General features: G+C 45.9%; 22 protein-coding genes and 1 pseudogene. 4 read left to right on the top strand and 19 right to left on the bottom strand.

Features of this window, described 5'->3' with window-relative positions:
- Positions 1 to 58: 58 nt before the first annotated feature.
- From V7K56_RS24895 to V7K56_RS24835, 13 genes and pseudogenes are all read right to left on the bottom strand, one after another.
- Entirely contained in the window at positions 59 to 826 is a 768-nt protein-coding gene (locus V7K56_RS24895; protein WP_334914609.1) for an SDR family NAD(P)-dependent oxidoreductase, read from the bottom strand.
- Positions 827 to 846: 20 nt separating this feature from the next.
- On the bottom strand, positions 847 to 1,026 hold the full coding sequence (locus V7K56_RS24890; RefSeq protein ID WP_334914607.1) for a hypothetical protein: 180 nt from the start codon (positions 1,024 to 1,026) through the stop codon (positions 847 to 849).
- A gap of 81 nt (positions 1,027 to 1,107) precedes the next feature.
- Positions 1,108 to 1,413: a putative quinol monooxygenase gene (locus V7K56_RS24885; RefSeq protein ID WP_334914605.1), complete on the bottom strand. Its 306-nt coding sequence runs from the start codon at positions 1,411 to 1,413 to the stop codon at positions 1,108 to 1,110.
- A gap of 98 nt (positions 1,414 to 1,511) precedes the next feature.
- A complete protein-coding gene (locus V7K56_RS24880) occupies positions 1,512 to 2,222 on the bottom strand; it encodes an antibiotic biosynthesis monooxygenase (RefSeq protein WP_334914603.1) in 711 nt (236 codons plus the stop codon).
- 61 nt (positions 2,223 to 2,283) lie between these two features.
- The gene (locus tag V7K56_RS24875) at positions 2,284 to 3,129 is read right to left on the bottom strand and encodes a hypothetical protein (RefSeq protein WP_334914601.1); all 846 of its coding nucleotides are present in this window, start codon (positions 3,127 to 3,129) and stop codon (positions 2,284 to 2,286) included.
- A 104-nt stretch (positions 3,130 to 3,233) separates the two neighbouring features.
- Positions 3,234 to 4,058, bottom strand: a pseudogene (locus V7K56_RS24870) (IS5 family transposase).
- A gap of 211 nt (positions 4,059 to 4,269) precedes the next feature.
- Positions 4,270 to 4,488 (bottom strand): hypothetical protein, encoded by a 219-nt coding sequence (locus V7K56_RS24865; protein WP_334914599.1) that lies wholly within the window; start codon positions 4,486 to 4,488, stop codon positions 4,270 to 4,272.
- 386 nt (positions 4,489 to 4,874) lie between these two features.
- The gene (locus tag V7K56_RS24860) at positions 4,875 to 5,786 is read right to left on the bottom strand and encodes an alpha/beta fold hydrolase (RefSeq protein ID WP_334914597.1); all 912 of its coding nucleotides are present in this window, start codon (positions 5,784 to 5,786) and stop codon (positions 4,875 to 4,877) included.
- A 146-nt stretch (positions 5,787 to 5,932) separates the two neighbouring features.
- On the bottom strand, positions 5,933 to 7,573 hold the full coding sequence (locus tag V7K56_RS24855; protein WP_334914595.1) for an FAD-dependent monooxygenase: 1,641 nt from the start codon (positions 7,571 to 7,573) through the stop codon (positions 5,933 to 5,935).
- 103 nt (positions 7,574 to 7,676) lie between these two features.
- On the bottom strand, positions 7,677 to 8,306 hold the full coding sequence (locus V7K56_RS24850) for an NAD(P)-dependent oxidoreductase (RefSeq protein ID WP_334914594.1): 630 nt from the start codon (positions 8,304 to 8,306) through the stop codon (positions 7,677 to 7,679).
- Positions 8,307 to 8,421: 115 nt separating this feature from the next.
- The gene (locus tag V7K56_RS24845; RefSeq protein ID WP_334914592.1) at positions 8,422 to 9,306 is read right to left on the bottom strand and encodes an NmrA/HSCARG family protein; all 885 of its coding nucleotides are present in this window, start codon (positions 9,304 to 9,306) and stop codon (positions 8,422 to 8,424) included.
- Positions 9,307 to 9,375: 69 nt separating this feature from the next.
- Positions 9,376 to 9,840, bottom strand: coding sequence for an HXXEE domain-containing protein (locus V7K56_RS24840; RefSeq protein WP_334914590.1), 465 nt, complete (start codon positions 9,838 to 9,840; stop codon positions 9,376 to 9,378).
- A gap of 257 nt (positions 9,841 to 10,097) precedes the next feature.
- Complete coding sequence (locus V7K56_RS24835; RefSeq protein ID WP_334914588.1) at positions 10,098 to 10,259, bottom strand: hypothetical protein; 162 nt, start codon at positions 10,257 to 10,259, stop codon at positions 10,098 to 10,100.
- 788 nt (positions 10,260 to 11,047) lie between these two features.
- Between V7K56_RS24835 and V7K56_RS24830 the strand changes: the two genes are divergently transcribed.
- A complete protein-coding gene (locus V7K56_RS24830) occupies positions 11,048 to 11,662 on the top strand; it encodes a superoxide dismutase (protein ID WP_334914586.1) in 615 nt (204 codons plus the stop codon).
- Between the two features lie 80 nt (positions 11,663 to 11,742).
- Entirely contained in the window at positions 11,743 to 12,129 is a 387-nt protein-coding gene (locus tag V7K56_RS24825) for a YciI family protein (RefSeq protein ID WP_334914584.1), read from the top strand.
- Between the two features lie 117 nt (positions 12,130 to 12,246).
- Here V7K56_RS24825 and V7K56_RS24820 read toward each other — a convergent pair whose 3' ends face one another.
- From V7K56_RS24820 to V7K56_RS24810, 3 genes are all read right to left on the bottom strand, one after another.
- Positions 12,247 to 12,876 carry a response regulator transcription factor gene (locus V7K56_RS24820; RefSeq protein ID WP_334914582.1) on the bottom strand — a complete coding sequence of 210 codons (630 nt, stop codon included), beginning with the start codon at positions 12,874 to 12,876 and terminating at the stop codon, positions 12,247 to 12,249.
- The gene (locus tag V7K56_RS24815) at positions 12,873 to 18,977 is read right to left on the bottom strand and encodes an AAA family ATPase (RefSeq protein WP_334914580.1); all 6,105 of its coding nucleotides are present in this window, start codon (positions 18,975 to 18,977) and stop codon (positions 12,873 to 12,875) included. The genes V7K56_RS24820 and V7K56_RS24815 overlap by 4 nt, the downstream gene beginning before the upstream one ends.
- Before the next feature lie 702 nt (positions 18,978 to 19,679).
- On the bottom strand, positions 19,680 to 19,853 hold the full coding sequence (locus tag V7K56_RS24810) for a ribbon-helix-helix domain-containing protein (RefSeq protein WP_334914579.1): 174 nt from the start codon (positions 19,851 to 19,853) through the stop codon (positions 19,680 to 19,682).
- A gap of 173 nt (positions 19,854 to 20,026) precedes the next feature.
- Here V7K56_RS24810 and V7K56_RS24805 point away from each other — a divergent pair, with 173 nt between their 5' ends.
- On the top strand, positions 20,027 to 20,161 hold the full coding sequence (locus V7K56_RS24805; protein ID WP_334914577.1) for a hypothetical protein: 135 nt from the start codon (positions 20,027 to 20,029) through the stop codon (positions 20,159 to 20,161).
- A gap of 51 nt (positions 20,162 to 20,212) precedes the next feature.
- Entirely contained in the window at positions 20,213 to 20,581 is a 369-nt protein-coding gene (locus V7K56_RS24800) for a hypothetical protein (protein ID WP_334914575.1), read from the top strand.
- Between the two features lie 46 nt (positions 20,582 to 20,627).
- Here V7K56_RS24800 and V7K56_RS24795 read toward each other — a convergent pair whose 3' ends face one another.
- The 3 genes from V7K56_RS24795 to V7K56_RS24785 form a co-directional block, all read right to left on the bottom strand.
- Positions 20,628 to 21,725, bottom strand: coding sequence for an Mrp/NBP35 family ATP-binding protein (locus tag V7K56_RS24795; RefSeq protein WP_334914573.1), 1,098 nt, complete (start codon positions 21,723 to 21,725; stop codon positions 20,628 to 20,630).
- Between the two features lie 120 nt (positions 21,726 to 21,845).
- Positions 21,846 to 23,192, bottom strand: a complete 1,347-nt coding sequence (locus V7K56_RS24790; RefSeq protein ID WP_334914571.1) for a hypothetical protein — start codon at positions 23,190 to 23,192, stop codon at positions 21,846 to 21,848.
- Positions 23,193 to 23,274: 82 nt separating this feature from the next.
- A complete protein-coding gene (locus V7K56_RS24785; RefSeq protein ID WP_334914569.1) occupies positions 23,275 to 24,036 on the bottom strand; it encodes a DUF4058 family protein in 762 nt (253 codons plus the stop codon).
- Between the last annotated feature and the right edge of the window lies 1 nt (position 24,037).

Raw genomic sequence — 24,037 nt, 5'->3', positions numbered from 1 at the left:
TCTACTCGCTTTATCCCAGCAAGGCGGAACTTTTCGCCCCTGCGCCCGGATACCAGCCTTAGAACATACCGCCGTTGACAGCGAGCGTGCTGCCAGTAATGTAGGAAGCATCATCAGAAACTAAAAATGCTACGGTTGCGGCGATTTCTTGCGGCTGAGCTAGACGTTGCAGTGAGGTCATGCTCTTGAGTACAGCATCGGCTGACACGTTTTGTAGGGCTGGGTGTGTGTAAAACTTCGCATTCTCTTGTGCCATGTCAGTCGCGGTGCCGCCCGGTGCAATGGCGTTGATGGTGATTCCACGCTCGCCCAGTTCGGGAGCCAAATTAAGCACCATCGCCGAAACAGCAGCTTTGCTGGCAGCATAGAGCGTGTGATAGAAGACCGCAATCCGAGCACTGACTGAGGAAGTCAGCACGATCCGTCCACCCGATCGCAGGTAGGGAGTGGCAGCCTGTGTCGCAAACAGTTGACCGGCAACATTCACACTAAACACCCGCTCGAAATCTTGCGGAGTAATCTCCTCCAGCTTTCCGAAATGCTCGACTCCTGCATTACTGACCAAAATATCGAGTTGACCGTATTGTTCAACTGAAGCAGTCACCAACTGCTGAATTTGCTCAACCTGACTGATGTCTGCTTGAATGGCCGTCGCTTCACCGCCCTGCTGCTGAATTTGGTTAATTACTTCTTCCGCTTTTTCACGGCTATGACTGTAGTTGATGACCACTTTAGCGCCTGACTGCGCCAATCTTATCGCAATCTCTTTGCCAATTCCACGACTCGATCCGGTTATAATCGCCACCTTTCCTTCTAGCTTTTTCATCTGTAACTCCTTCGTGATATTTATAACGTGTCAAAAATTGACCAGTCCTGAATTCCTTGAGTGCTTAGAACTGTTTCGGCTTGATGTAATTCATTGGCTGTTCCTTCAACCACGATCAAATACTGTCCCTGTGCCAACCGTTCGCCATAGCGTTTTGCCTGTTCGTCTGAAATACTCGCTCTGATCGCCGCTGTGATCAAATTGTCATGACACCAATCGGCGATTGGTTGTGTTGATCGGATTCAATTTGAGTTTGGTGCAAGCCTGTCGTTGAGTACGAACTATGCACCCGGTGCCTTTGCCCTTAGAATCGTCGTTTGAACGATCATCGGCATCTGAGTGAAAAGTTCCTCTACTTTTGCATAGAGTGCCTTTGCGACTAGCCCGTTCGCATGAGCATTTCGAGCCGCCTCGTCAGAAAAAGTGTCGAAGGTAGCATACGTATTCGCTCCAATCTTCAAGGCGTAGAAGGTGGTTGTGCCCGGCTCCTGCTCAATTAGAGATTGTGCATATTTTAGGAACTCTTCTACTTCCTGTTCCTTACCTGGCTTGACTTCCATGTATGACCAGATGGCAAACTTATCCATAGGTTTCTCCTTGGGAATAGGGCGCATCCGAGTTGAAGGGTCGGAGCAAGTTAAATCCGGGCACTGGCGTCATGCCAAGCAGTACCAGCACAACGCGTTCATCTAGTGAGAGGCTGTCTTGAATGACCGACTTCCACGGCTACCACGTCGAAGAAGACCCCCTGGAAATCTGCGACCCCCTCCCAATACAGGTTGTCATCGCGGAATCCTGGTCGCTGAATAAGAAAATTGAAGTCGTCGAAGGTGGTCCATACACCCAGGTTGATTACCTGCAACCCGTCGATGCTTCGGTGGAAGTCGATTGCGAGTAGACCAGGTGTTGTCAAGGATTTGGGTGCGTACTTGCGTGCCAAGTCGAGCAGGCGGTCTTGGTTCTCACGGGTGACGCTGAAGATTCCGAAATGGGCGTATGGAGTCTGCATTGACACCTGTGTGGGCGGGGTCATCGATTCTGCCTGATCCGTGAACTCGACCGTGTAGGTGCGGGAGTCCAACAGCTTGAAGGTTGGCAGAGCAACTGCAAGCGATCGAGATGCAACTGGAGCGGACGGTTCTTCACCGTCCGTCGGACTCTTCCATTGTGCATAGCAGGAAACGCCGCCCTGATCGCGACCTCGGAGAAGAATCGCTCCGACGAACTTGGAATCTCCCTTCCATTCCTGTGCGATGTGGTCAGCAGCTTTTTGGACAGCCTCTGCCTGCTGATCCGATGGAACGTCAAAGCGTTTGATCGCGGTCACGATGTCTCGGTCTTGAGAAATAGTGACCACTGGTTCGAGCGTTGAAGAGGTAGCAGATGGATTACTCATTGTTGTCACCGTTTGATTCGTGAGATCGATATCCGGGTCTTGCGATGGAGCACACGTCTCGTTACACTGGCACGATCTTGCAGAAGAACGGCATCGGCAGCTTGAAGCCGCGATCCACGTAGGCGCGTGTCACCGTGTCCAAGTAATTCGGATCATACGAAACGCCGAGAAAGAAGTGCTTGATCGAGTCAAAGTGTGCATAGTTGACCACCAGTATCGGCTGGCTTGGGTCTAGCGCTACCAACGGAAAGGACGAGCGCATCTCCCCTGTCTCGAAGAACCAAGGCAGCGCCTCTTGCCAGCCCGTCCACAGCACATCGACATCACCGGGGCCAGGAAAGAAGTTGAAGAACTGGATGACATTGGGGTCGCGCGACACGCTGGCATAGCGCATCGTGTTCTTGAACGCGCCCACGGTGTGCGAGCTGGTGTTCCGCGTGAGTGCCTTGAAACTCTCATCGCCTTTGTTCCAAGCAGCTGCGGCTGCCGACGCTTGATCCGTGGTTTCGAATTCTGCCAGCAGCGTCCAATCGGCGATGTCGTTCCGTTCTGCCATCTTGAGGGCCGGCTTGATAGTCGGATACTTGTCGGACTGGGTAGCTTGGCGCTTTTCAGCATCATGCAGCACGTTTTCGCATATTGCTTGATCGAACGGCATCGCGCCACCGAGCTCATCGGGTCGGATTTCGCGGTAGGCGGTGATGTCGGCGAGACCGATCCCCGCGGCGTTGGCGCGCAGAGCCTGGGCGAAGACGCGCGCCGTATTCGCGAAGTCAGTACCTGTGCCCTTGACCGCAACGACCACGAACCCGGCGGTGACAGGTTCGGCTCTGATCGCCTCGGTGAGGGTCGCGGCGTGCGGATCTTGCACACCCGGAAAAGGAAATTTAGTGAAGTCTACTGACATAGTTCGTACCTCATTGTTTTAACTGTTTGTGGTTTCTATTCAATTAATTTCCCCTGCAAGTGGGGAGATTAGAGGATGTTTGAAAAGTCGAAGCGAGTCAAAAATTATGCCAATCGTCTGACCATAATACGAATCATCGCTATATAGATAAAAGTCTCCGAAGTTTCCGGTAGTCTTTGATAATCTTTGCTTAAGCGGCGACTCCAGTTAAGCCACCCAAATGTTCTTTCTACTACCCACCGCTTTGGTAATAGGACAAAACCCTTTTTTTCCAAGGGTCGGAGGACAATTTCAACAATCCATTGAAACATATCCATTACCGGTCGCATAAATTCTTGCCCCCGGTATCCTCCGTCCATCCAAATCGTGTGCAACCGCTTTACCTGATTTCCCGTATCATCAACTCGTTTGAGGACTTGTTTTGCTCCAGCACGCTCTGGAATACTGGCAGATGTTACCAAGACCCGTAACACTAGCCAAGCGCAAATCTACTGTCAGATGCCGTTTGCGCCCATGTATCTGTTTTCCGGCATCATAACCCACTTCCAGAAAAATCATCGTTGCGGTTTCCACTGATTGGCTGTCAACTGCGGCTTCGGACGGGCTGGGCGATACGCATGATTGCGTCTGCCCTTTGGGCAATCGCCCCCCTGCAACTCTCACCCACTGGTATAGCTTGTCGTGTACTTTTAACCAAGTGCCATCTTTACACCATGCCCGGAAATAACCATAGACTGTAGACCAAGGGGGAAAATCTCCAGGCAATGCACGCCATGTACATCCAAAGGCATTGTACGTAAATAATCGCATCTCATAAAGTGTACATTGCCGTGGTACGAGGATGACCACCGGATGCGTGCTTCTGGAAATAGCTCAGCAATTAATTCCGACTGTTCCCACGTTAGATCATTAGGATATGCTTTAGTCATTTGCTCACGGGCGTACTGATGTCTACAAATTTCAGCATCAGCCTAGTGAGCTTTCTTACAATAGCCCACCACTTTTCAAACATCCTCTTATATCCATATCCAGCAATGCCTTAGCCACCAACCGTTCACATGTGCATCACGCACCGCTTCGTCGGCAAAGGTATCGAAAGTGGTATGAGTTACCTCTAAAGATTTGAGTTCTGCTGTTCCTTTAGCGTTGACCCTCTTTGATGTGGAATTCGCCACGTGCTAGCAAAATTCCTGCAAACGAGAAGACAGTGGCTAAAGCGTGGTCAATCGTAGCAGCGATATTGGGTGTATGCAAATCTAGCAACGGCCACGGCAACCACCAGCCCCCATAGTAGAACAATGCGGACAGAAGCATAACCGTCCAAAGTACGGGTCGGCGCTGCTGCGCGGGCTGGAACATTACAAACAGCATAATCACCACTGACCCGATGGCAAGCGTAAACCCACGGAACGCATGATAGTTAGTATGTCGAGATCCTAGCGGTAGCGCTGGTGCCTGAAAAGCTGGGTCTAAAGCTAACACTATTGTTTGGTAGATGCTGACGGCACTAAAGCCCACTCCCAGGCAGAGTAGGATGCGGCTGAACCGCAAAAGGTTCAGCTTGCGTTGCTGGCTCATAAAGCCACCTCGACATTAACAGAGATGCCGTAACCCTCTGCCCGTAAGATCCCCAAAGACCTTGCTGTATTTCCTGTATTAATCGTGCCAATTTTCATGATATAACCTCAATTCAGAATGCTGGTTGATATCAGTAACGTACTCCCAGTAACATATTGAAATTCTCTTCATTTGCGACCGAGAAACCCCAACACTGCTTGGTTGAGCAAATCGGGACACTCCTCCGGCAACCAGTGTCCGCAGTCAGGCAGGACATGGCCTTCAACGTTGTCTGCATAGTCCTGCATCTGGTCGACCTGGAACTGCCCCATACTGTCACCGCCACCAATCGCCAGCACCGGCATCTTCAGCTTATCCGCCGACAGCAGCGCGGTGCAGCGCGCGGTTTCGTTGAGCGCGCGGTAGTATTCAAACCCAGCATTGAGGCTGTGCGGCTTTGCATAGGAGCGCGCGTACATATCCAGCAGTTCCGGCGTGAACACCGCCTTGTTAGTGGCATGGGTCTTGATGAAATGCTCGAAGAAGAACCGCTCATGACCCGCGATCAGAGTCTCGGCCAGGCGATCGCCAGCTGAGAAGAAGCTGAAGTGCCAGACCAGTGACTCCCCCTCTGGGGTGAAGGCAGGGAAGTCATAGAGCCGCTGGTCGGCGATCGGTGACTCCATGTAGACTAGCTTCGCGATGTCGGACTGGTGCGTGACTGCCATCGGGTAAGTGTTCCAGATGCCGATATCATGGGCAACGAGATTGAACGGCGCGTCCAAGCTGAAGCTCTTAGCAAGCTTGTAGAGATACACCGAGACATCCTGACCAGCGTAGGAGGTCTTCGGCGGTTCAGATTGACCAAGGCCGGGAAGATCGGGTGCCACCACCGTGAAATTACGGGCAAGCAGCGGTATCAGATGCTGCCATTCGTACCAGGTTTGGCCGAAGCCGTGTACCAAGAAGGTCAGTGGTCCCTCGCCGCCTTTCACATAATGCAGCTTTACGCCATCGATCTCGCGGTAGTCGCTGATAAAGCCCGTCGGCACCGGAAACTCGTCTAAGGATGGGTTGTGCTTGGGAGTACTCATAGTCATAAAGCGTCTCCTTAGGATGCTCAGTTGCATGTTTGTCGAGGTCAAATTAAATGGCATCGGGACAAATTCGTGTCGTCATTATTGAAGTCAAATGTACGGATAATTCCCAAAACTCTTGTCTCAACTTTTTTACTCTGTCCATTAGCTCAATTTGCAATCGGTGGAAACCATTGGTTAAGCCACTTTGTGAGTGCTGGCAAAGCATCATGATCGCCAACAAAGCCGAGATATGAATCAGGTCTCACGAGGACAAGGCTCTGACCACTGCCAAAGGATCTGTCGAATTGGATCTTTGCTTCTGGTTGGTTAGGGGCAGGCGTAATGCGTTGCAGTTTCAAAAACCCATCCCAAGGACTGAGCTGCTCCTTCCAGGTTGGAGATAAGTCCGTTGTACTTTCGCCACCTGCTACCAGAAGAGTAAAGCGCGACGGATCGATAATCTCATAAAGGCGCGCTTTACCAGACTGAGCATTGCCCGAAGCGTCGCTCTCCCAGATCGATACGTCGAGATCCGGCAGACGATCGCCCGCCCGCAAATTCCCATGAACACGATCGGTTTGGGACAGCGAACTGGCTCGGTAATTCCAGGCGACCTCGCTGATCAGTCCAGTACTCAACTGCTGCACCAACTGTGTGCTGAGGAGAACTGGCGCGATGTGCGCGATGAGTTGATGCACGATCACGCTGTCGGAGTTAAACGCATCCGTGGCGGTTTCTGTTTTCGACACGATACCACGGATGACAGAGAGTCTCTCTTCCTCGTAGGTGTTCAGCAGATCTGGAACTGCTTTGCCGTGCCAAACCATAGCTAGCTTCCAGCTCAGGTCAATCATGTCCTGAATGCCGGTGTTCATCCCCTGTCCACCCGCCGGACTATGAACGTGTGCCGCATCGCCGCCAAAGAAGATGCGGTCTTCTCGAAGCGTGTGAAGCATCCGGCTGTTGATCCGGAACCGAGAACTCCAGGTCAGATCCCGCAGCTGGACAGGGATGTGCGAGTCCTCGTCGTAGAGCTTTTGCAGCTCTGCCAAAGTCGGGTCGTCGTCCGTCTTTTCATGCTTTTCTGGATCGGTAGCAATGAACCGGAAGTGACGATTACCCATGGGAAAGACACCCAAGAAGCCATGTTCGGCTGTGAATATCGAGAGTTCATCGTCGGGAATATCCCCATCGAGATAAAGATCCGCAAGAGCATAGCTTTGTTTGTGGGATTTGCCCTGAAATTGAAGATTCAATGCATGGCGAACCATGCTGTGTGACCCTTCGGCGCTAATCAGGTAAGCCGCTTCGAGTTCCTCTAGTACCCCTTCAAAGTTGCGTAGCACAGCCTTCACTCCACCCTGCCCAGCCTGAGAGGACGACTCTAGCTGAGAAAAATTGATCATCTCTGTACCGCGCTCGATTGCAATGCCCTGCCGAACGAGTTGCTCCCGCAGGATGCGCTCGGTTTCTGCCTGGGAGATCAGCAAAATGTAGTTATATCGGCTCTTGATCTGTTCAAGGTGTACTTGACCGAGACACTTGCCGTTCCCATAGATAGTGGCTGCTGTCGCCGGATTGCCGATTCGGAGCATCTCCTGGATTAGCCCACGCTGCTCGAACAGTTCCAATGTGCGGGACTGCACCGCCAAGGCTCGCGATGTGGTGGAGGGTGTTAGCAGCTTGTCCACAATACGGATGGGAACTCCAAAGCGCGACAGCTCCATCGCTGCTGTCATTCCAGTAGGTCCTGCACCCACGATCAGTACAGGTTTAGTTTCGCTTTTTTCTTTCAGCCCTAGCCTCATTCTGCTCTCCTTGATGATCAGACTTACAAAATTTTCATATTTTTGCTCTCTTGACAACCCCTTGTTGAGACTGGTGCAAGATCTGAGATAACGCTTCTCTCTATTAATTAGAAATGAGCGGCGTTTGGTGCAGATAGCGATCGCTACTCAGTTGTTGCAGCATAAAGCCTGCGGTATCAGCGCGAGAGATTTTACCTCCGGTCACATTGTTCAGATCAGTGAAGACGTGATAGTTCTCAGTCGCAGATCCGTTCGTGAGTTGAGCAGGACGAACAATGATCCAATCTAAATTGCTCTTTTGAATTACCGCTTCTTGACGGTCTTTGTCTTTGTAAACTTCTTTGAGTACCAACGGCAGAACGAGCTTGTCGTAAACAAATCCCCCGTGCCCTTTGCTATCTCCCGCGCCCATCCCGGTGATACAGACCAATCGCCGAACGCCGTGCTGCTGCATTGCCTGAACCAGATTTTTTGTCCCTTCAGATAGCAGCGTCATCGGCTTGAAGCTGAGTTTACTGCCCAGTGAACTAATTACAGCTTGCTGATCCGACATGGCAGCTTGTAGAGAATCAGGATTGAGGACATCGCCTTTAATGACGTGCAAGTGATCATGCTGCATGTCAAGTTTCTCAGGACTGCGAACCAGTGCGGTTACTTCATGTCCCTGTGCTAGTGCTTGTTGCACAATCTGTTGCCCAGTCGGACCTGTAGCCCCAATAATCAGAACGTTCATTTTGCCTCTCTATGCTTTTATGTGAACTCGTATGCTGTAGGCGTTTGGTTAGTCAGTACAAGTTGTATATAGGCTGGCATTTATGTACAATCCGCCTGCGATCGCGAGTTAGTGGTTACTTAGAACTTCCAACAGGTTTTGCCCAACCCTTTTCGCGCAAGTAAGAGTCAAAGTCACTCAGCTTAGAAAACTCGCGTTTCAACTGAGCGAAATCCGCCGCGTAGCCGACGTTCTCAAACCAGCGAAACATGATGGTTACTTCCTCTCCAGCTTGCTGCTCAAATGCTTCAAACGGGATTTGTTGGTATTCAACAGGTTTTCCCAAAACGCGGCTAAAGGCAGCAGCAATTTCCGTCATTGTCATATCTACACTGGCAACTTCTTTTTCACGGTTCAAGAACTCGGTAGGACGCTCGAACACCTCGGCGACCATTTCCCCATAATCTTCTTCAGAAAGTTGCTGCAATTTCGTCTGGGGATTGAGCGGTTGCGAAAGCGTTCCCTTGGAAACCATCGGGCGCATCTCGTTGTAATTAAAAAAGAAGAAAACCGGACGCATAATCGTGTATGGCAAACCGATGGCGCGGATGTGTTCTTCGATTTTAAACTTGCTGTCGAAATGGGGAATGCCAGTTTTGCGTTCTGCGCTGCCCACTGAACTGTAGACGAAATGCTGGATGCCCACCGATGAAGCTGCGTCTGCAACAGCCTTGCCCTGACGGATTTCGGTGTCAAATCCGTCTTGGAAGTTTTGTACCGAAAACACGCCGTAGATATCTTGTAAAGCACGATCAAGGGAAGTGCGATCGCCGAAATCTCCTTGTACGAGTTCTGCGCCCGCTTGTTGAAGTGCTTGAGCAGCGGGCTTGTTTGGGTCGCGCACAAAGGCACGCACCTTAAAGTTTCCGTGCTGTAAAAGATGACGTGCTACCGCGCCTCCCTGATGTCCCGTGGCTCCGGTAACTAAGATGATTCGTTCTACAGTTGTTTGCTGTGTCATGTCTGTTTCCTCACTGCGGTTTGTGGGCTTGAAATTTCAGCTAATCTAAACCAATAGTCCGAATTGTTGTTATTGCTGAAAGAATGGCAGCCTTTTGGTTATTTGCAATACGATTGGGAACATCATCATCAGGAACCCAGACACACCCGAGATCACTCCAACGGGCAGCTTCAGCACACCATCCGCCCATGCTCCGTAAAACGTCCAACTTGCAATCGGCAGGAACAGGATGACAGCGGTAAACAACCCTGGTGAGAAGATATGTGTTACCAGAACCGGAACGATGTGAAACAGGACGGCGTTGACAAGCATGAAGGCGGGAAAAGCGAGAGCTATGGCTGGTTTGCGCCACCCGATCGCCGCGCAGGACACGCCCAGAATAATCACGAAGGCATTGACTAGGTAGAATTCATTCCACTCTACTGGTAGATTGAGCACCCGACCAACCCAGTCTTGCCAGTTGTACTCGTACTCCTCCAACATGTGGAGTCCGTAGGCAATGGTGGCAACCCACAAGACATACTCACGCGACATAATTAATCCTCCCAGTAGGTGTCGCACCCACGATCAGTACAGGTTTAGTTTCGCTCATGATTCAATGCTCGCTCCAGGTTTAGTTTCATCATCGAAAAGAGATGAATGTTACTATATGCAACTGTAAGCACCTTATGAGTTATAAGTAATTGTTACAGTTCATCGTTAACTGAGACTGGTGGTTTTAATCTACCCTGTAATATATTGAAAATTCTCTTTTCTGTCACTAAGCAAAGGATGAGTTGCGAACTTAACGATCAAAAAGTTGCCATCCCTATCTTGCGATCGGGAGATACCCCTATCGTAAGATAAGGATGTCTCCCGATCGCAAAATAGCAGCGCATTATGATAGTTAGCCGTGTCTGCAAAATTGGACGATCATCGACCACTAAAACGCGAATATTCGAGAATAGAGTCATACCAATTCGCAATTGACAATTCGCAATTCGCAATTATTACCCCACAACTGAAGTTGGGGGTTTGAACATTGATACTACGTGTTTTTATTTTCTTCATCAATAAATTGAGGAGCCACTGCGGTGGACGGGTTTCCCGGCATAAAGGAGCCAGCGCTGTGGGCGGGTTTCCCGACTTGAGGCGACTGGCGTCAAGTGGCGTGGGCTTGCAACCCTGAATGAATCAATTTCCAATTTTGTCCGCAATTGCGAATTGTTCGGTCATGGCAGTGAGGAAGTGAACGGAATTTGGATGAGAATGCTTGTTCAAACTAGGTGCTTACGTGGATGCGACTTTTATAGACAACGTTTGAGCGCAAATTTGCAATTGTAGTATTTCAAGCTCCTGATCGTAAGATAGGGACGCCTCCACTCCGATTGTTAAGTTCACAACCTGTCTTCTGCTTAGTGACGGAAGATGAAATTTTCAATACATTGTGATCTAGAACGATCGGCAGACTGAATCAGGAATGAGCTGTGTCAGCTTGTTCTAAATCTTTAACGAATTCAGTGAGAAAATCATGGTTTGATACCAGCTGAAATTGAAACTCTAATAGAGCGAGTGGCAGAGGCGTTTCTGATGTGCGAGGGCGCAACCTCCATACTTCCTCTGTAACGACTACTATTCAAATCCATACTTGAAATTGACACAATCGTTATCTGAATTGCTCAGATAGTGCTCAATTTTATGGAATCGGACATTAAGCTGGGATTGTCTAGCTGTATCCTACAACAGGATAGGAGAGTTCACGATGGCTTTTATACTTCAGCCGCTACCTTATGCTTACGACGCATTAGAACCCTACATGTCTGAGAAAACATTAGGGTTCCACCACGATAAACACCACGCGACTTATGTTGCCACACTCAACACGCTCGTTAAAGAAACTGAATTTGCTAACAAATCACTAGAAGAGATTGTCCTAGCAACCTACAATGAAGCAAGCAAAACATCTATCTTCAACAATGCTGCTCAAGTGTGGAACCACACCTTCTTTTGGAACTGCATGAAACCGAACGGTGGCGGTCAACCAAGTGGAATTCTCGCTGAGAAACTCAATCATAGCTTTGGCAGTTTTGATCGGTTCGCTACTGAATTCAAAAGTGCTGGGGCAACTCAGTTTGGTAGTGGTTACGTTTGGTTAGTGCTTGACCAAGATCAGCTCAAGGTGGTCATAACTGGCAATGCGACCAATCCATTAGTGAATCAACAAATTCCTCTGTTGACATGTGATGTATGGGAACATGCCTACTATCTCGATTATCAAAATCGTCGCTCTGATTTTCTGCAATCGTTTTTACAGCATTTGGTGAATTGGGAGTTTGTGATACAGCAGTTGCAGATGCATCAATTAGCCCATGCCTAAGCTTGTGGTAGTTCGGTGAGCATCTCCAACACAATGTCTAAACTTTAAAGTATTAGATTTAAATTTTTTAGGAGTTAAAAATGAGTAAGCGCGTAGAAGCTAACAAAGTTATCGAAAGTTCTGGAAATTCCTTACGGATGCAACTTTATGTTGTCACTTCCGTGGCAACAAGCCTGGAATCTCTTCAACAAAATCTTGTTGAGCATCGAGCCTACTTGAGAGAACTGGAAGATAAAAATGTTTTATTTGGAGCAGGACCTCTTTTGACTGATGATGGTCAATATTTTGAAGGAGATGGCTTGTTAATCTATCGAGCTAGTTCTGTCGAGGAAGCAAAGAAAATTGCACAAGCTGACCCCATGCATACAAGTGGTGCTCGTACTTTCACTATCCGCCCTTGGTTACTCAATGATGGCAAAATTACTATCCAAGTTACCCTATCTGAGCCTCAGCGCTCTCTCATCTAGTTAAATTAATGCGCGACATAATTAATCCTCCCAGTGGATACCGCACCCACGAACAGTACAGGTTTAGTTTCGCTTATGATTCAACGCTCGCTATTGACCTATTTTTGCAACACAATCTCAAGGACTGGCAATCCCCCGTTGAAAGGCAGTAATCACCGCTTGAGTCCGATCGCTCACCCCCAACTTTGATAAAATGTTATTAACGTGAAACTTGACGGTGCCCTCGGTGATGCCCAATGCTGTGCCGATCAATTGGTTGTTTTTGCCTTTCGCTAACATCTTTAATACATCAATCTCGCGTTCACTCAGTTGTGGAGCGTTCATGCGCTCCACCAATTTTGCGCCAACTGTAGCCGGAATGTGTTTTTTTCCGGCGTATACAGATCGAATGGCATCTAATAGCTCACCGCGATCGGCATCTTTGAGCAGGTAGCCTCTGGCTCCAGCCTTTAGTCCGCGATAGATGTCTTCGTCGCTGTCATAGGTAGTGAGAATGATGATGCGAGCGTCGGGAAACTCTTTAAGAATCGCGGTGATTGCCTCAACTCCGGATAACTCTGGTAAGCGTAAATCCATCAAGGTGATATCAGGTTGTAGCGTTTGGAATTGGGCGATCGCTTCAATGCCGGTTTTGGCTTCGCCGAGCGGTTCCAGACCCGGTTCAGAGTCCAGCATGGTGGTTAGCCCAGTCCGCACAATTGGATGATCGTCAACAACCAAAACGCGAATGTTAGAGGATAGAGTCATGGTAGTGAGAAAGTAAATGGAATTTGGATGAGAATGCAAGTTCCCTGTCCGGGTTGACTGCGGAGGCTGAACTTTCCACCTAGACGATCGCAGCGTTGTTGTATCCCAAGCAAGCCAAAGCCGCCATGATCGTTAGCAAATTGCGAATTGAATCCGCGTCCATCATCCTTGATATGTAGCGCGATCGCATCTAGCTTAAAGGTGAGTTCGAGATGTAGCGTTTGTGCTTGAGCATGGCGCAGCGTGTTGGTAATAGCTTCTTGTCCAATTCGCAACAGATTCATACCGATATCGGGTGGCACAGGCTGAGGCGTTCCGACGATGGTGAGGTCGGCTTGCAGGTCAGTGTGAAGCGTCAGTTGCCTCAGCGATCGTTGCAACGACCCTGCCAAATCTCGGTACTCATCGGCATCGGGGTGCAATGACCAAACCGAGCGACGGGCTTCGGCAAGTCCGGTCTTTGCTAAAATTTTGACTTGCTCAATGATATCCCAGGCAATCTCTGCGTCTTGGGTGGCGTAGTATTGCGCGTTGTTGAGTTGCAGCGAGATGCCAGTAAAGGTTTGAGCAAGGGTATCGTGAATCTCTCGTGCTAGACGATTGTGTTCTTCCATGATCGCGACTTGTTTGGCATCTTCAGCCAACCGAGTTAGTTGAAGCGCCAACACGACCTGCTGCGCCAGAGCAGTGACCAGATCCACCGCTTCGGAGGAATAGGCATGACTTTCTAAGTGAGAGATCGAAAAGACACCCAGCAAGTCGTCCCCAAACACGAGCGGAATCAGCAGCAGCGTTTGCACGCCTTCGGGCAAGACTGACCAGGCGCGATAGATTTCCATGTCAGGATGGTTTGACAAATCTGAATATGCGAAAGGCTGATAGTGATGATGCAAAGGCTTCCAGGCGTCGAGCTGACGAAAGACCGAGAATGGTACGACGATCGGGATAGGCGTAGCAGGGGGGTTAGGGACAAGCTGAGTGTTCCAGCGGATTAGGTGCATGGCTGACACCTCTTGCTCGTCATCATTTAACCAAAGACAGGCAACTGGGGCATCAAGCTGCTCGACGACTATGGCAAGGACTTGCCCCAAAAATTTGTCGAGTTCTGGCTCAGTTGCAAGATATGCGAGCGATCGCTGGAGTGCCATCTGTTGCCCTTGCGACATTAACTGGGCTTGTCTGCGCTTAGTGATGTCTTGAAAGGCTACGATTGCATAAGCGACGTTACCCTGTTCATCAAAGATTGGCGTTCCCCACGACTCACACGGAATCCTTTTATTGTTTACCTGAATTTCTATATCATCAATCATGGTACTTTCACCGCTCAACGCACGGACTGCTGCCAATTTCTCAGTTGGGTAGAGTTGATTCGTTCCTGCTATATAAAGTTGATAAGCCTCTACGATTTGATCTTGTGCTATGGAAGGATCATTCCCTTTGCCCAACATCTGAGTTGCGCGTTGATTGATATAATATGAGTGACCCGCCGCATCCAGGACTCTAACGCCCACTGGAACCGCTTCTAGAAATTGAGAAAATCGACTTTCACTAGCGCGGAGCTTTGAGTAGAGTCTGGCATTTTTGATCGCAATCGCTGCTTGAGTGGATAATAGATTCAAGACCTGCGATCGCGTAGCGTCTCCTTCGGAGAATCGATCCGGTGTAAACGCCCCAGCCGCTAATGGATTTTCCAGATACAATACACCGACGAGCTGACTTTGGTTTAGCAGCGGCAAACACAAGATCGATTGAGTTTGATGGCGTTGAATATAAGATTCATGGATAAAATTACCCTCACAAGTTGCATCATCTAAGATCACAGTTTCATGAGTCCGAATCACGTACTGGATAATCGATTCAGGTAGATGATTCGTAATTGGAGTGGATTGCAGCACTTGCGTAGAACAGGCATTTTCACCAGCGCTGAGTTCACACGAAGCTTCAATTAACCATTCTCCTGAAGTTTCCAGAAGCAGAAATCCAGTTTGGGCACCAGCATTCTCAATTAAGATCTGAATTAGGGAACGAAGCAACTGCTCCAGTTCAATTTCGCTTGAAATCGCTTGGGATGATCTCATCACCGCCGCTAAATCGAAAGCAATAGGTGAGGAATTAGAACTAGTTTCAGAAGGGGTGCGAATTGACGTGGGAGCTACAGCCGATGACTGGGGAAATAGCTGTGGGTAGCGAGTTTTTAAATCTTTGACTTTTGCCCTTGCTCCCCACCGTTCATAGCAGTAGTGAGCTTCCTTCATGTAGGTTTGGGCAATTTTCGCCCTACCTCGCGCTAGATAATGTTTGGCAGCTAACTCATAGGCTAACGCTTCTTCTTGCAGATACTCGTTGTCTCTAGCACCTTGCATCGCTTGTTCATACAGTTCTTCTGCCTCAAAAAATTGACCTAAGATCCGTGCTTTTTCTGCTTCAACTAATTCGTATTTATGTTGACAATTTACTGGAGCAGAATGTGCCCATTTTTGCATCTTCTCCTGATTGTTATTGATTTTGAGCAGCAGATGCTCTTGTTCTGAGTCAGAAACAGATTGATATAATTGTATCTGCGCTAAAGAGTCATAGAAATAGAGTACAGGTACTAAAAAAGTTCCTGTATTTCCGTCTAGATAAAGTTCAGCTTGAGAAGCATACTCCACTGCTTGGGGAAAATCTTCAAATAAATAACTTAGAATAAGCTTGTCTAGATACAGATTGTAAAGGTGAGTTCTATCATTTGCTTCAAGGTGAATTGGCAAAAACTGATCTTCATTATAGTGATTACCAAGTAATCGACCTGGATTTGCAACTTGTTCTAGCAAGTTAAAGATAACTTGCTGCAATCTGCGAAAGTAAATTAAAATATTTTCCTGTTTGAACTGAGCTAAAATATTACTGTAAATCCTGATCGCTGATGTAATTTTTGTTAATTCTAAACCAGCAAAATATGCGTATATACAGTTAAGGGCGGCAGCATACATACTATATTCTAAATCTCCTGTTTCCAGCCCAGTCTCATATGCCTCCTGAAGTAAGGGTAAAGTCTGTCTAAGATGAGCTTTACAGTGCATAAGATGCGCTGCAACCATCTCTGTTACCCTAGGTTTAAGTTTTTTACTATCTAATCGCTCAGTCAAGCTGAGTGCCAATTCACCGAATTGGTAAGCTCCTTCAAAATCCCTCATGATTCCATTGAGAATTACCCCACCGTAAGTAGCATAGGCAAAAGATGTAAAGGAAGTATTTCCATACTGAGCAGATAAATTTATTTGCTCTAACACAATCAGTAGTAGTAGTGAAGGAGAAGCATGATAGGCAGCTCCAACTAAGCTTGATAGGATTTGCACCGCAGCCAATTTATCTGGCTCTTTCATTAAAGGTAGCTCCAGCAAATCTTCTATATCTATGGCATTAAAGTAATCTGCTGTCTCTTTTAACTGCCTTTGAACATCAGCTTCTACTGGTGTTTCTGGCAGAGCGATACCCAGCAGTTCTAAAACCTCTAAACCAATCTTAATTGCCTCGTTTTGCCTACCTTGCGCTACGCAAGCTTGAATTTTAGTTTCATAAACTTTGATCTTATCTAAAACAGTGCTTGCCTGTTCTAGAACCACCATCGCCCATTGCTCCATTTGTTGGAAGTCGCCACATAGGTATGCTGCTTCTGTCGCCGCTTCGTGCAATGCCAATGTCAGAGCGTATTGAAACTGCCAGCTATCAGCAGCTAGCAGTTCTATTCCTGTCGTTAAATACTGTAGTGCTGCACTATGAGCTAATGCTTTTTTGGCTTTCTGTCCTGCAATCAGATTCAACCTGGCTATTTTGTCGCGCTCCTGTTGATCCGTGACTAAATCACGACCGAGATTAAGGTGATCAACGACCTCAAATAAATTGGCTGATCTAGTTTCAGGCTGATTACTTTTCAGCAAACAGTAACCAATTTGCAAGTGAACAGCTTGTAGTTGTTCCTGATCAATCAAAGTATAGGCGGCTTGCTGCACACGATCGTGCGAAAACTTGTAATGCTGAATTAACAGATTTTCATCTAACTCTGAAGTAGCTAGAATCAACTCCAACTGAATCACGGTTATCAGTTCTGCAAAAATTTCAACTGCTGGTCGTTCGCAGATGACTGAGAGCGTTGCTAAATCAAACTCAGCACCGACACAAGCTGCTAGACGTAAGATTCGTTGAGTCTCCTCTGGAAGTTGCTTTAACTTTCCAATCATTAACTCTACTACATTATCAGTAATATTTTTGGCTTTGATCTGAGCAACATCCCATTCCCAGTGTTGTTGATTAATGTTGAAGACAATCAGGTCTTCGGTGTACAACGTTTTGAGAAATTCATTCGTAAAATAGGGATTGCCATTCGTTTTACGCCATATTAATTCTGCTAGAGGTGCGATCAACTCACTAGATGTGTGCAAGGTTTCAGCAATCAATTGAGCGACTGCTCCCTGTTCTAGCGGAGCTAATGTAATTTGATTAATCGCAACATTTTCCTGCTTGAGTTTTTCTATCATTGCCCAGAGCGGATGTATCTGGGTTACTTCGTTGTCCCGATAAGCTCCAATTAACAGCAAAAATTGCATCGCCCGATCGCTCAGGATTAACTCAATCAGCCTAAGCGTAGCGAAGTCTATCCACTGCAAATCATCTAGAAAAATGACCAAGGGATGTTCATAGGAACAGCAAGCTCGAATGAACTTTTGAAAGACAAGCTTAAACCGATTTTGTGCCTCGATCGATCCAACCTCCGGCACGGGTGACTGCTTGCCCACTATCAATTCAACTTCCGGAATTACATCAATGATTAGCTGTCCGTTGCTTCCTAAGGCGTTTAGAAGCTGCGATCGCCATTGTTGTACTTGCTCATCGGGTTCACCCAGTAGTTGCTGCACTAGCTTTCGCAGGGCATCAACGATCGCACTATAGGGAACATTGCGCCCAAATTGGTCAAACTTACCAGAGATAAAATAGCCCCGCTTTGCCGCGATCGGTTTGTAGAGTTCCTGCACCAATGCGGATTTGCCAATTCCCGCATAGCCGGAGACCAACATTATGGGCAACAGATGGGGAGCGGATGGGCGATCTGTGCGTCTCCTCGTCAAGTCATCTGCTACATCCGTTACAAAATCTGTTGCTACTATTCTGTCAAACGCCGCCAGTAATGCTTCAATCTCTGCTTCTCGTCCATACAGCTTTTGGGGAATATGAAACTGATCCGAAAAGTCTTGCACTCCCAGCTGAATGTTGTCAATTTGTCCTGTTTCTCTGAGTTGTTGAGCGCAAACCTCTAAATCTGCTTTAATGCCCCAGGCGCTCTGATAGCGATCCTCTGCGTTTTTCGCCATCAGCTTAAGAACGATATCTGAAACGGGTTTAGGAATTGCCGCATTTAGTTGGTGAGGCGGAACAGGTGGTTTGGCAATATGACAATGGACGAGTTCCAGAATGTCTGTGGTGGAAAACGGCAACTGTCCAGTGAGTAGTTCGTAAAATGTTACACCGAGCGAGTAGAAATCAGTACGGTAATCGATCAAACGGTTCATTCGCCCGGTTTGCTCTGGCGACAAGTAGGCGAGAGTGCTTTCTAACACATGAGGACTTTTGAAGGTCGGATTAGTGCGAGTAAACCGAGTGGCAATGCCAAAGTCAATGATTTTGACGACACCAGTATCCGGATTCAAGACAATGTTTCCAGGATTAATATCTTTGTGAATGACATGGGCAGCATGGATTCTGCCCAGAATATCTGTTAGGTCGATCGCAAGTTGCAAAAATGTAGATAGCGACATCGGGCAGAAGTCTCGTCGCTGCCGTATCCAGTATTCTAAGGACTCTCCGCCAAAGTCTTCCAGGAGCATAACGAGTGTGCGTTGATAGTCCTGCTGGCTATATGCCTTGACCACTCCTTTCAAGTTGAGGGAGCGGGTAATTTGATATTCCTGCCTATAGCGTGTTAATTCTTGAGGAGAGGGATAATCTTGCTTGAGCAGTTTGATGACGAGCGCACGATTGTCTGCCTCTCCAATGCCCCGATACACCAGAGAGGCAGAACTCTCATATATCTTGCTTTGGATGACGACTCCAGGTAGGGCGATCATAAAACTCCTGCTTCCGACTCACAACACAATGATCTTTGTGCCTTGATTTTACATTTCAACGGCTTCTCCTAGAATGTTTCGGCAAGATATGGTTAACTCAACTGCTCTTGCTTTGCTCCATGTCATTTCTAACTCCAAAGTAGAATCAATGTTAGGTTTCTTGTGTAGCATCACTATATAAATCTATTAATTGCATCTATCTTAAGATATGGTTTTAAAAATCTGAGCGAAAGTCAAGTTGATGCTTCTATGATTTTTGAGGAAACAAAACTAGGTGCTTACGTGGATGCGACTGTTATAGCCAACGTTTGAGCGCAGATTTGCAATTACAGTGTTTCAAGCTTCTGATCGTTTGTTAGAGATGGTTCCTGATCGTAAGATAGGGAATACCGAAACAGTGGAACAGTTGAGGCCTTTCCTCATGGTGGAGGTCAAAAATCGAAGCTCAATCACGAGTAACTGGCATTAATAGAGTTATTAGTAGAGTCAGATAATGATGCTACTTTGGTTGAATTGTGCGAGCAATTAGAACTGCGTACTTAGGTAAAAATAAGTCGCTCTACAATGGGCAGAATCTTACAAAAGCTGAATTTGACGCGTAAAAAAAACATTGCACACAACTGAAAACCGCTATAGCTGAAATTGCCCGTCTGGATCAGTCAGGATTACGTGCTGCTGCTAGAGATGCGGAGCGCGATCGCCTCACTTCCCCTTCCCAGGCGGTGAAATCGTTCCTTCTGCCTGCGCTTTTTTAATTGCTCGTTTCAGAATTAACACTGCCATTTGCGACAAAGAACGCTCCTCTGCATCCGCCAGTTGTTGCAGAGCTTCTTTGTCTTCTTCTTCCATGTAAATACTTAGTGTTACTTTTCCCATCTGACTATCATCAGCTTTTCTATGTATTTTTATATTAAATCACTAGAAACAAATAAATTTAAATATAAATAAATAAAAAATATGTATAATTACTGATAAGTCAAAAGTCAGCACGCAACTTTCTCAGGGCTGACGCACTGGCTTCTGGCTCCCTCTCACAGGAGACATATTCCATGTTAAGACCTGTTTGCCACAAAACAGATGAACACAGAAGTTATCTACAAGCTTTAGATGACTTCGGTATTGCTGAACTATTGGCGAGGCACTCCGTTGGGCGGGCAATGCCCGACTTGAAGGAAGTGCCGTGAAAACTCAGCGATTATTGTCAACAGCAAGAACAAGAAACTTTAGCAGCGTTGTTGATTTCCCAACTAACCCAGAGTCTTGATGCTGAACTAATTGCTAATTATTTGAGTGCGATGGCGCTCAATCGCCAGGATTTACTCCCAAGATTAATTAACCAGAAATTTTCTGCGAGTTGTGTTGATTTACCCGACGACTTTCCTAATACAGCAAAGACACCCCGCTTTTTGTATGGCGACAAATTGCGTTGGATTGGTTCTGATACTGATTGGGGAACTGCGATCAGCAGATTTTATAGCTTTGCTCCCCATCTTTGCTGCTGGACTTGGTGCTACCTGATTTGGTTGAGTTCATATTGCCCTCTCATGTATTGCTGTAAGCTGATTGGTTCAGCAGCGACTAGGATTCATGGAGCTTATGGGTAAAATCATCTGTTTTGCCTAAAAGTGTTGTCTAGTAAGGATTATTGTTTTATTCTCTGGTGAGAGTGATGAAAGAGTCATACGTAGTTTTATCATCTAGCATAAAAGTAGTGTTTAATGAAGTAGCTATTTTTATAAAAACCTCCCTTGCTGGTGAAGCGTATTCGCTTATCGCAATAGGATTTCCAGTATCACTACCGCTACAAATGCGCTGATCAATGGGAATTTGTCCTAACAGAGGCGCTTGTAATTCTGTGGCTAATTGTTCGCCGCCACCACTACCAAAAATCGGTGTGCGTGAACCACAATCGTTGCAAATTAAATAACTCATATTTTCAATGATCCCAAGGACAGGAACGCCCACTTGGCGAAACATATATATGTTACGTCGTACATCTGCAACAGCAACTTGTTGAGGAGTTGTCACTAAAATGACTCCACAAATTGGGCTTTCTTGGATAATTGTAATTTGAGCATCACCTGTACCGGGAGGTAAATCTATCAATAAATAATCTAATTCCCCCCATTCTACATCTTGCAAAAATTGCGTGATAATTTTATGCAATACAGGCCCCCGCCATGCCAAAGGACGATTTGCTTCTGCAAGTAAACCCACTGACATTACTTTTATTCCCTGAACTTCTAGAGGTAAAAACTTATCACCTATGGGAGTATTAATCACTTGAATATCAGCTTGTCCCAAACCCAACATCTGGGGAACATTGGGGCCATAAACATCAGCATCTAATAGTCCTACTTTTACACCTTGTAATTTTAAAGCTGCGGCGATATTAACGGCTGTTGTGGATTTGCCTACACCACCTTTACCACTAGAAACTGCAAGAGTTGTTTTAACACCAGGAATTGTACAAATTTGAATATAAGTTTTTTTACACCAAGATAGAGATGATAATTTAGATTGAATTTCTGGTTGTAATTGGTGCTGATGAGAACCAATATATAAACGTAAGTAAATATAGTCATCAACTATACGTAAATTTCGTACCATTCCCAAACTAACGATGTCATTTTTTAAAATAGGTTCGATAATTTGTTTGAGTAGTTGAACGACTTCTTGGTGCTGAAAATTAGTATCTGGTTTTACGTAATCTTCTGGACGCTGAAAGGGGGATTGGTGGTTAGACATTTAGAACTCCATAAAAATATTTATGTCAAACCTTGAATTTCCTAAAATGATGTGTGCGTCATAATTATTTTTATTGCAACTATGGTTGTTCTAAATAATATCTTTTATTAGTCGCCATACTTAGCTGCTTCTTCTTTGTCCAACCAAATTTTCATAGTTGACTCGAACCGCATCAGGGACACTAGAACTATCAATCAGTTTGAGAGCTTGTTGAAATCTTCTACGACATGAAGATTCGCTATTTATTTGACGTGCGACTATAGAAGAGTTTTTACGTGGAATCTCAACCATATGCTGAATTTCTTTTGGTGAAAATTCACGGATCATTTCCTCATAAAAAGGTTCTGCAATCTGAGAAATTCCATATCCATTTCCGATGTAGCAACCAACTACCTTTTCAACAAATTCATGTTGTATACTTTTTGGTAATGAACCTTGTTTAGATAGCTCTGCTAATCGCTCTGCAAATGGTGGTTCATTATAGAAATTATTCCATTCTTGATGAACATTCCATAGTTGATTAACTGCTTTTGAGATAATAGTGTGCTTTTCAGAATCATTTAGAAGAGTCAGTAGACCTATTTTTTGAAATAATTGTTGAGATATTATATGTCGCTGTGCATCACCTTTGGCTAGATATTCTGAATGTCGATTAATTAGATGAGACCGAATAGATGATGTGAAATTTTCGCTATAAGGAAGGTATAAATCTATTATATTTAAGCGTACAGGCTCTAGTGTACTTGGATCACAATAGATGCCATGAATCATACCAAACAACAATTCTCTTTGAGCGTCATGAGTTGCATCTAGACGTTCCAACCATAACGAACATTGTCCTTCTGCAAACCGAGAGTTTTTGACTGCGGAAATAAAAGCTCCAATATCTATACCCCGTGGTGAAGTAGATTCAGCAAGAGCATAATTGACACACCTATTTAGAAATGTAATAAACTCGCGGTCGTTGACTTGGCCAATTGTTGGATGCGCTGCTGAAAAGTTGTTACGAGTACTTCTAGATTGGTCTAGGAAAAAATAACCTTCTTCAGTAACAAGATTCAGTTTCAAGCAAAACTCTAAAAGTTGACTATCTTGAAGGTCTAAAAGATGTTTTTCTTCAAAATCTTTTTGGAGAGTTTGAGCAACTATTGGTAAACCAAAATTTTTAACTTTTTCTCTTAATTGTATGATAGCAGCATTCCAAGCATAGTTAATTGCACTATCAAAAAGTCCTACGCTTACTGCAATACACATTCTAGCAATTAGCTCACCACGTAAATTTATTCTAGGAATGCTACGCAATTCTCTAGGTAGGTTTATCCAAGCATATTCAATATCTTCATCACTTGCTAATACTTCTCTTGGAATTCCCAAAGCCACAATAAATTGATTGATAGCTGGTAGTATAGTTTGTGGCAGTGATGGTAGTTTAATTGTTGTAGGCTTTACAGGAATAATCTCTGTCATATCTTAAGATGGTGGCTCTTGATTGTATTTGTTAGTTATTATAATACATAAAATAATACTAAGTATAAATCCTTTTCTTCCTTCACATCCTCTGTAATACTTCTCTCACCCAAGCTTCTTCTTTTGGCGATCGCACTATCTTTAAAGGTTGTGAATAATCAATTGCCAAGTCAAATCTAGCCCGTTCGTAAACTTCATTTAATAACCTTTGCAAGTCAACTATAGGTTCAGGTTCTCCCTCACACAAAGGTACAGGAAAAATAGGAATTGGGTTTTTTAAATCGAAAGTATATAAATCTGCATCAGGTCTGTTGTAACTGGGACTGACCAAGATACTATAATCTGTAACTGACGCTCCAAGAATAGGCATTGACTCACCTTGTCTTAATAAGTCAATTTCTACCAAGTTGGTTGCAGAAGCTAAAATTTTCTGTCGTTTGCTTTCGTCGGCGGCTCTACCTTCTTTGGAGCGTTTATTTTTAGGGGAAAGTATTTCAATCACAGCAACTACTTCTTTGGTTGGAGTTGCTCGCACCTCTAAAAATCGCTCAGTTATTTGTTCAGGTACAGGAACTTTCACTTTACTGGGTTCAGCAAGTTTTGCAGCAGTCAAAGTTGTACTGTTATCTGTAGTGTTACGTTTGGCAACTGCTACATCAGCAATTCCTACGAGTAAAATATCATCTACACTAGTATAAACTCGCTCTTTAATAGAAACTCGGTATTTCGGCGCGATTTGAGGAGTCAGGTCATCAGCGATCACTACAATCAAACGATTGTGAACTTGATGCCAAAGTTCAGGTTGTTCCAAATACGGGTTCATTCCAGGAAATGGATTTCCCATT

The sequence above is a fragment of the Nostoc sp. genome, assembly GCF_036917535.1.
GTDB lineage: Bacteria > Cyanobacteriota > Cyanobacteriia > Cyanobacteriales > Nostocaceae > Nostoc.
The sequence above is the reverse complement of the archived record's forward strand: the minus strand, read 5'-3'. Positions and strand labels throughout refer to the sequence as shown.

What these genes read in the sequence shown, in the direction of transcription:
- V7K56_RS24895 (WP_334914609.1), bottom strand. Translation starts at nt 826, where the DNA reads ATGAAAAAGCTAGAAGGAAAGGTGGCGATTATAACCGGATCGAGTCGT.
- V7K56_RS24885 (WP_334914605.1), bottom strand. Translation starts at nt 1,413, where the DNA reads ATGGATAAGTTTGCCATCTGGTCATACATGGAAGTCAAGCCAGGTAAG.
- V7K56_RS24880 (WP_334914603.1), bottom strand. Translation starts at nt 2,222, where the DNA reads ATGAGTAATCCATCTGCTACCTCTTCAACGCTCGAACCAGTGGTCACT.
- V7K56_RS24875 (WP_334914601.1), bottom strand. Translation starts at nt 3,129, where the DNA reads ATGTCAGTAGACTTCACTAAATTTCCTTTTCCGGGTGTGCAAGATCCG.
- V7K56_RS24865 (WP_334914599.1), bottom strand. Translation starts at nt 4,488, where the DNA reads ATGTTCCAGCCCGCGCAGCAGCGCCGACCCGTACTTTGGACGGTTATG.
- V7K56_RS24860 (WP_334914597.1), bottom strand. Translation starts at nt 5,786, where the DNA reads ATGACTATGAGTACTCCCAAGCACAACCCATCCTTAGACGAGTTTCCG.
- V7K56_RS24855 (WP_334914595.1), bottom strand. Translation starts at nt 7,573, where the DNA reads ATGAGGCTAGGGCTGAAAGAAAAAAGCGAAACTAAACCTGTACTGATC.
- V7K56_RS24850 (WP_334914594.1), bottom strand. Translation starts at nt 8,306, where the DNA reads ATGAACGTTCTGATTATTGGGGCTACAGGTCCGACTGGGCAACAGATT.
- V7K56_RS24845 (WP_334914592.1), bottom strand. Translation starts at nt 9,306, where the DNA reads ATGACACAGCAAACAACTGTAGAACGAATCATCTTAGTTACCGGAGCC.
- V7K56_RS24840 (WP_334914590.1), bottom strand. Translation starts at nt 9,840, where the DNA reads ATGTCGCGTGAGTATGTCTTGTGGGTTGCCACCATTGCCTACGGACTC.
- V7K56_RS24835 (WP_334914588.1), bottom strand. Translation starts at nt 10,259, where the DNA reads ATGACTCTATTCTCGAATATTCGCGTTTTAGTGGTCGATGATCGTCCA.
- V7K56_RS24830 (WP_334914586.1), top strand. Translation starts at nt 11,048, where the DNA reads ATGGCTTTTATACTTCAGCCGCTACCTTATGCTTACGACGCATTAGAA.
- V7K56_RS24825 (WP_334914584.1), top strand. Translation starts at nt 11,743, where the DNA reads ATGAGTAAGCGCGTAGAAGCTAACAAAGTTATCGAAAGTTCTGGAAAT.
- V7K56_RS24820 (WP_334914582.1), bottom strand. Translation starts at nt 12,876, where the DNA reads ATGACTCTATCCTCTAACATTCGCGTTTTGGTTGTTGACGATCATCCA.
- V7K56_RS24815 (WP_334914580.1), bottom strand. Translation starts at nt 18,977, where the DNA reads ATGATCGCCCTACCTGGAGTCGTCATCCAAAGCAAGATATATGAGAGT.
- V7K56_RS24810 (WP_334914579.1), bottom strand. Translation starts at nt 19,853, where the DNA reads ATGGGAAAAGTAACACTAAGTATTTACATGGAAGAAGAAGACAAAGAA.
- V7K56_RS24805 (WP_334914577.1), top strand. Translation starts at nt 20,027, where the DNA reads ATGTTAAGACCTGTTTGCCACAAAACAGATGAACACAGAAGTTATCTA.
- V7K56_RS24795 (WP_334914573.1), bottom strand. Translation starts at nt 21,725, where the DNA reads ATGTCTAACCACCAATCCCCCTTTCAGCGTCCAGAAGATTACGTAAAA.
- V7K56_RS24790 (WP_334914571.1), bottom strand. Translation starts at nt 23,192, where the DNA reads ATGACAGAGATTATTCCTGTAAAGCCTACAACAATTAAACTACCATCA.
- V7K56_RS24785 (WP_334914569.1), bottom strand. Translation starts at nt 24,036, where the DNA reads ATGGGAAATCCATTTCCTGGAATGAACCCGTATTTGGAACAACCTGAA.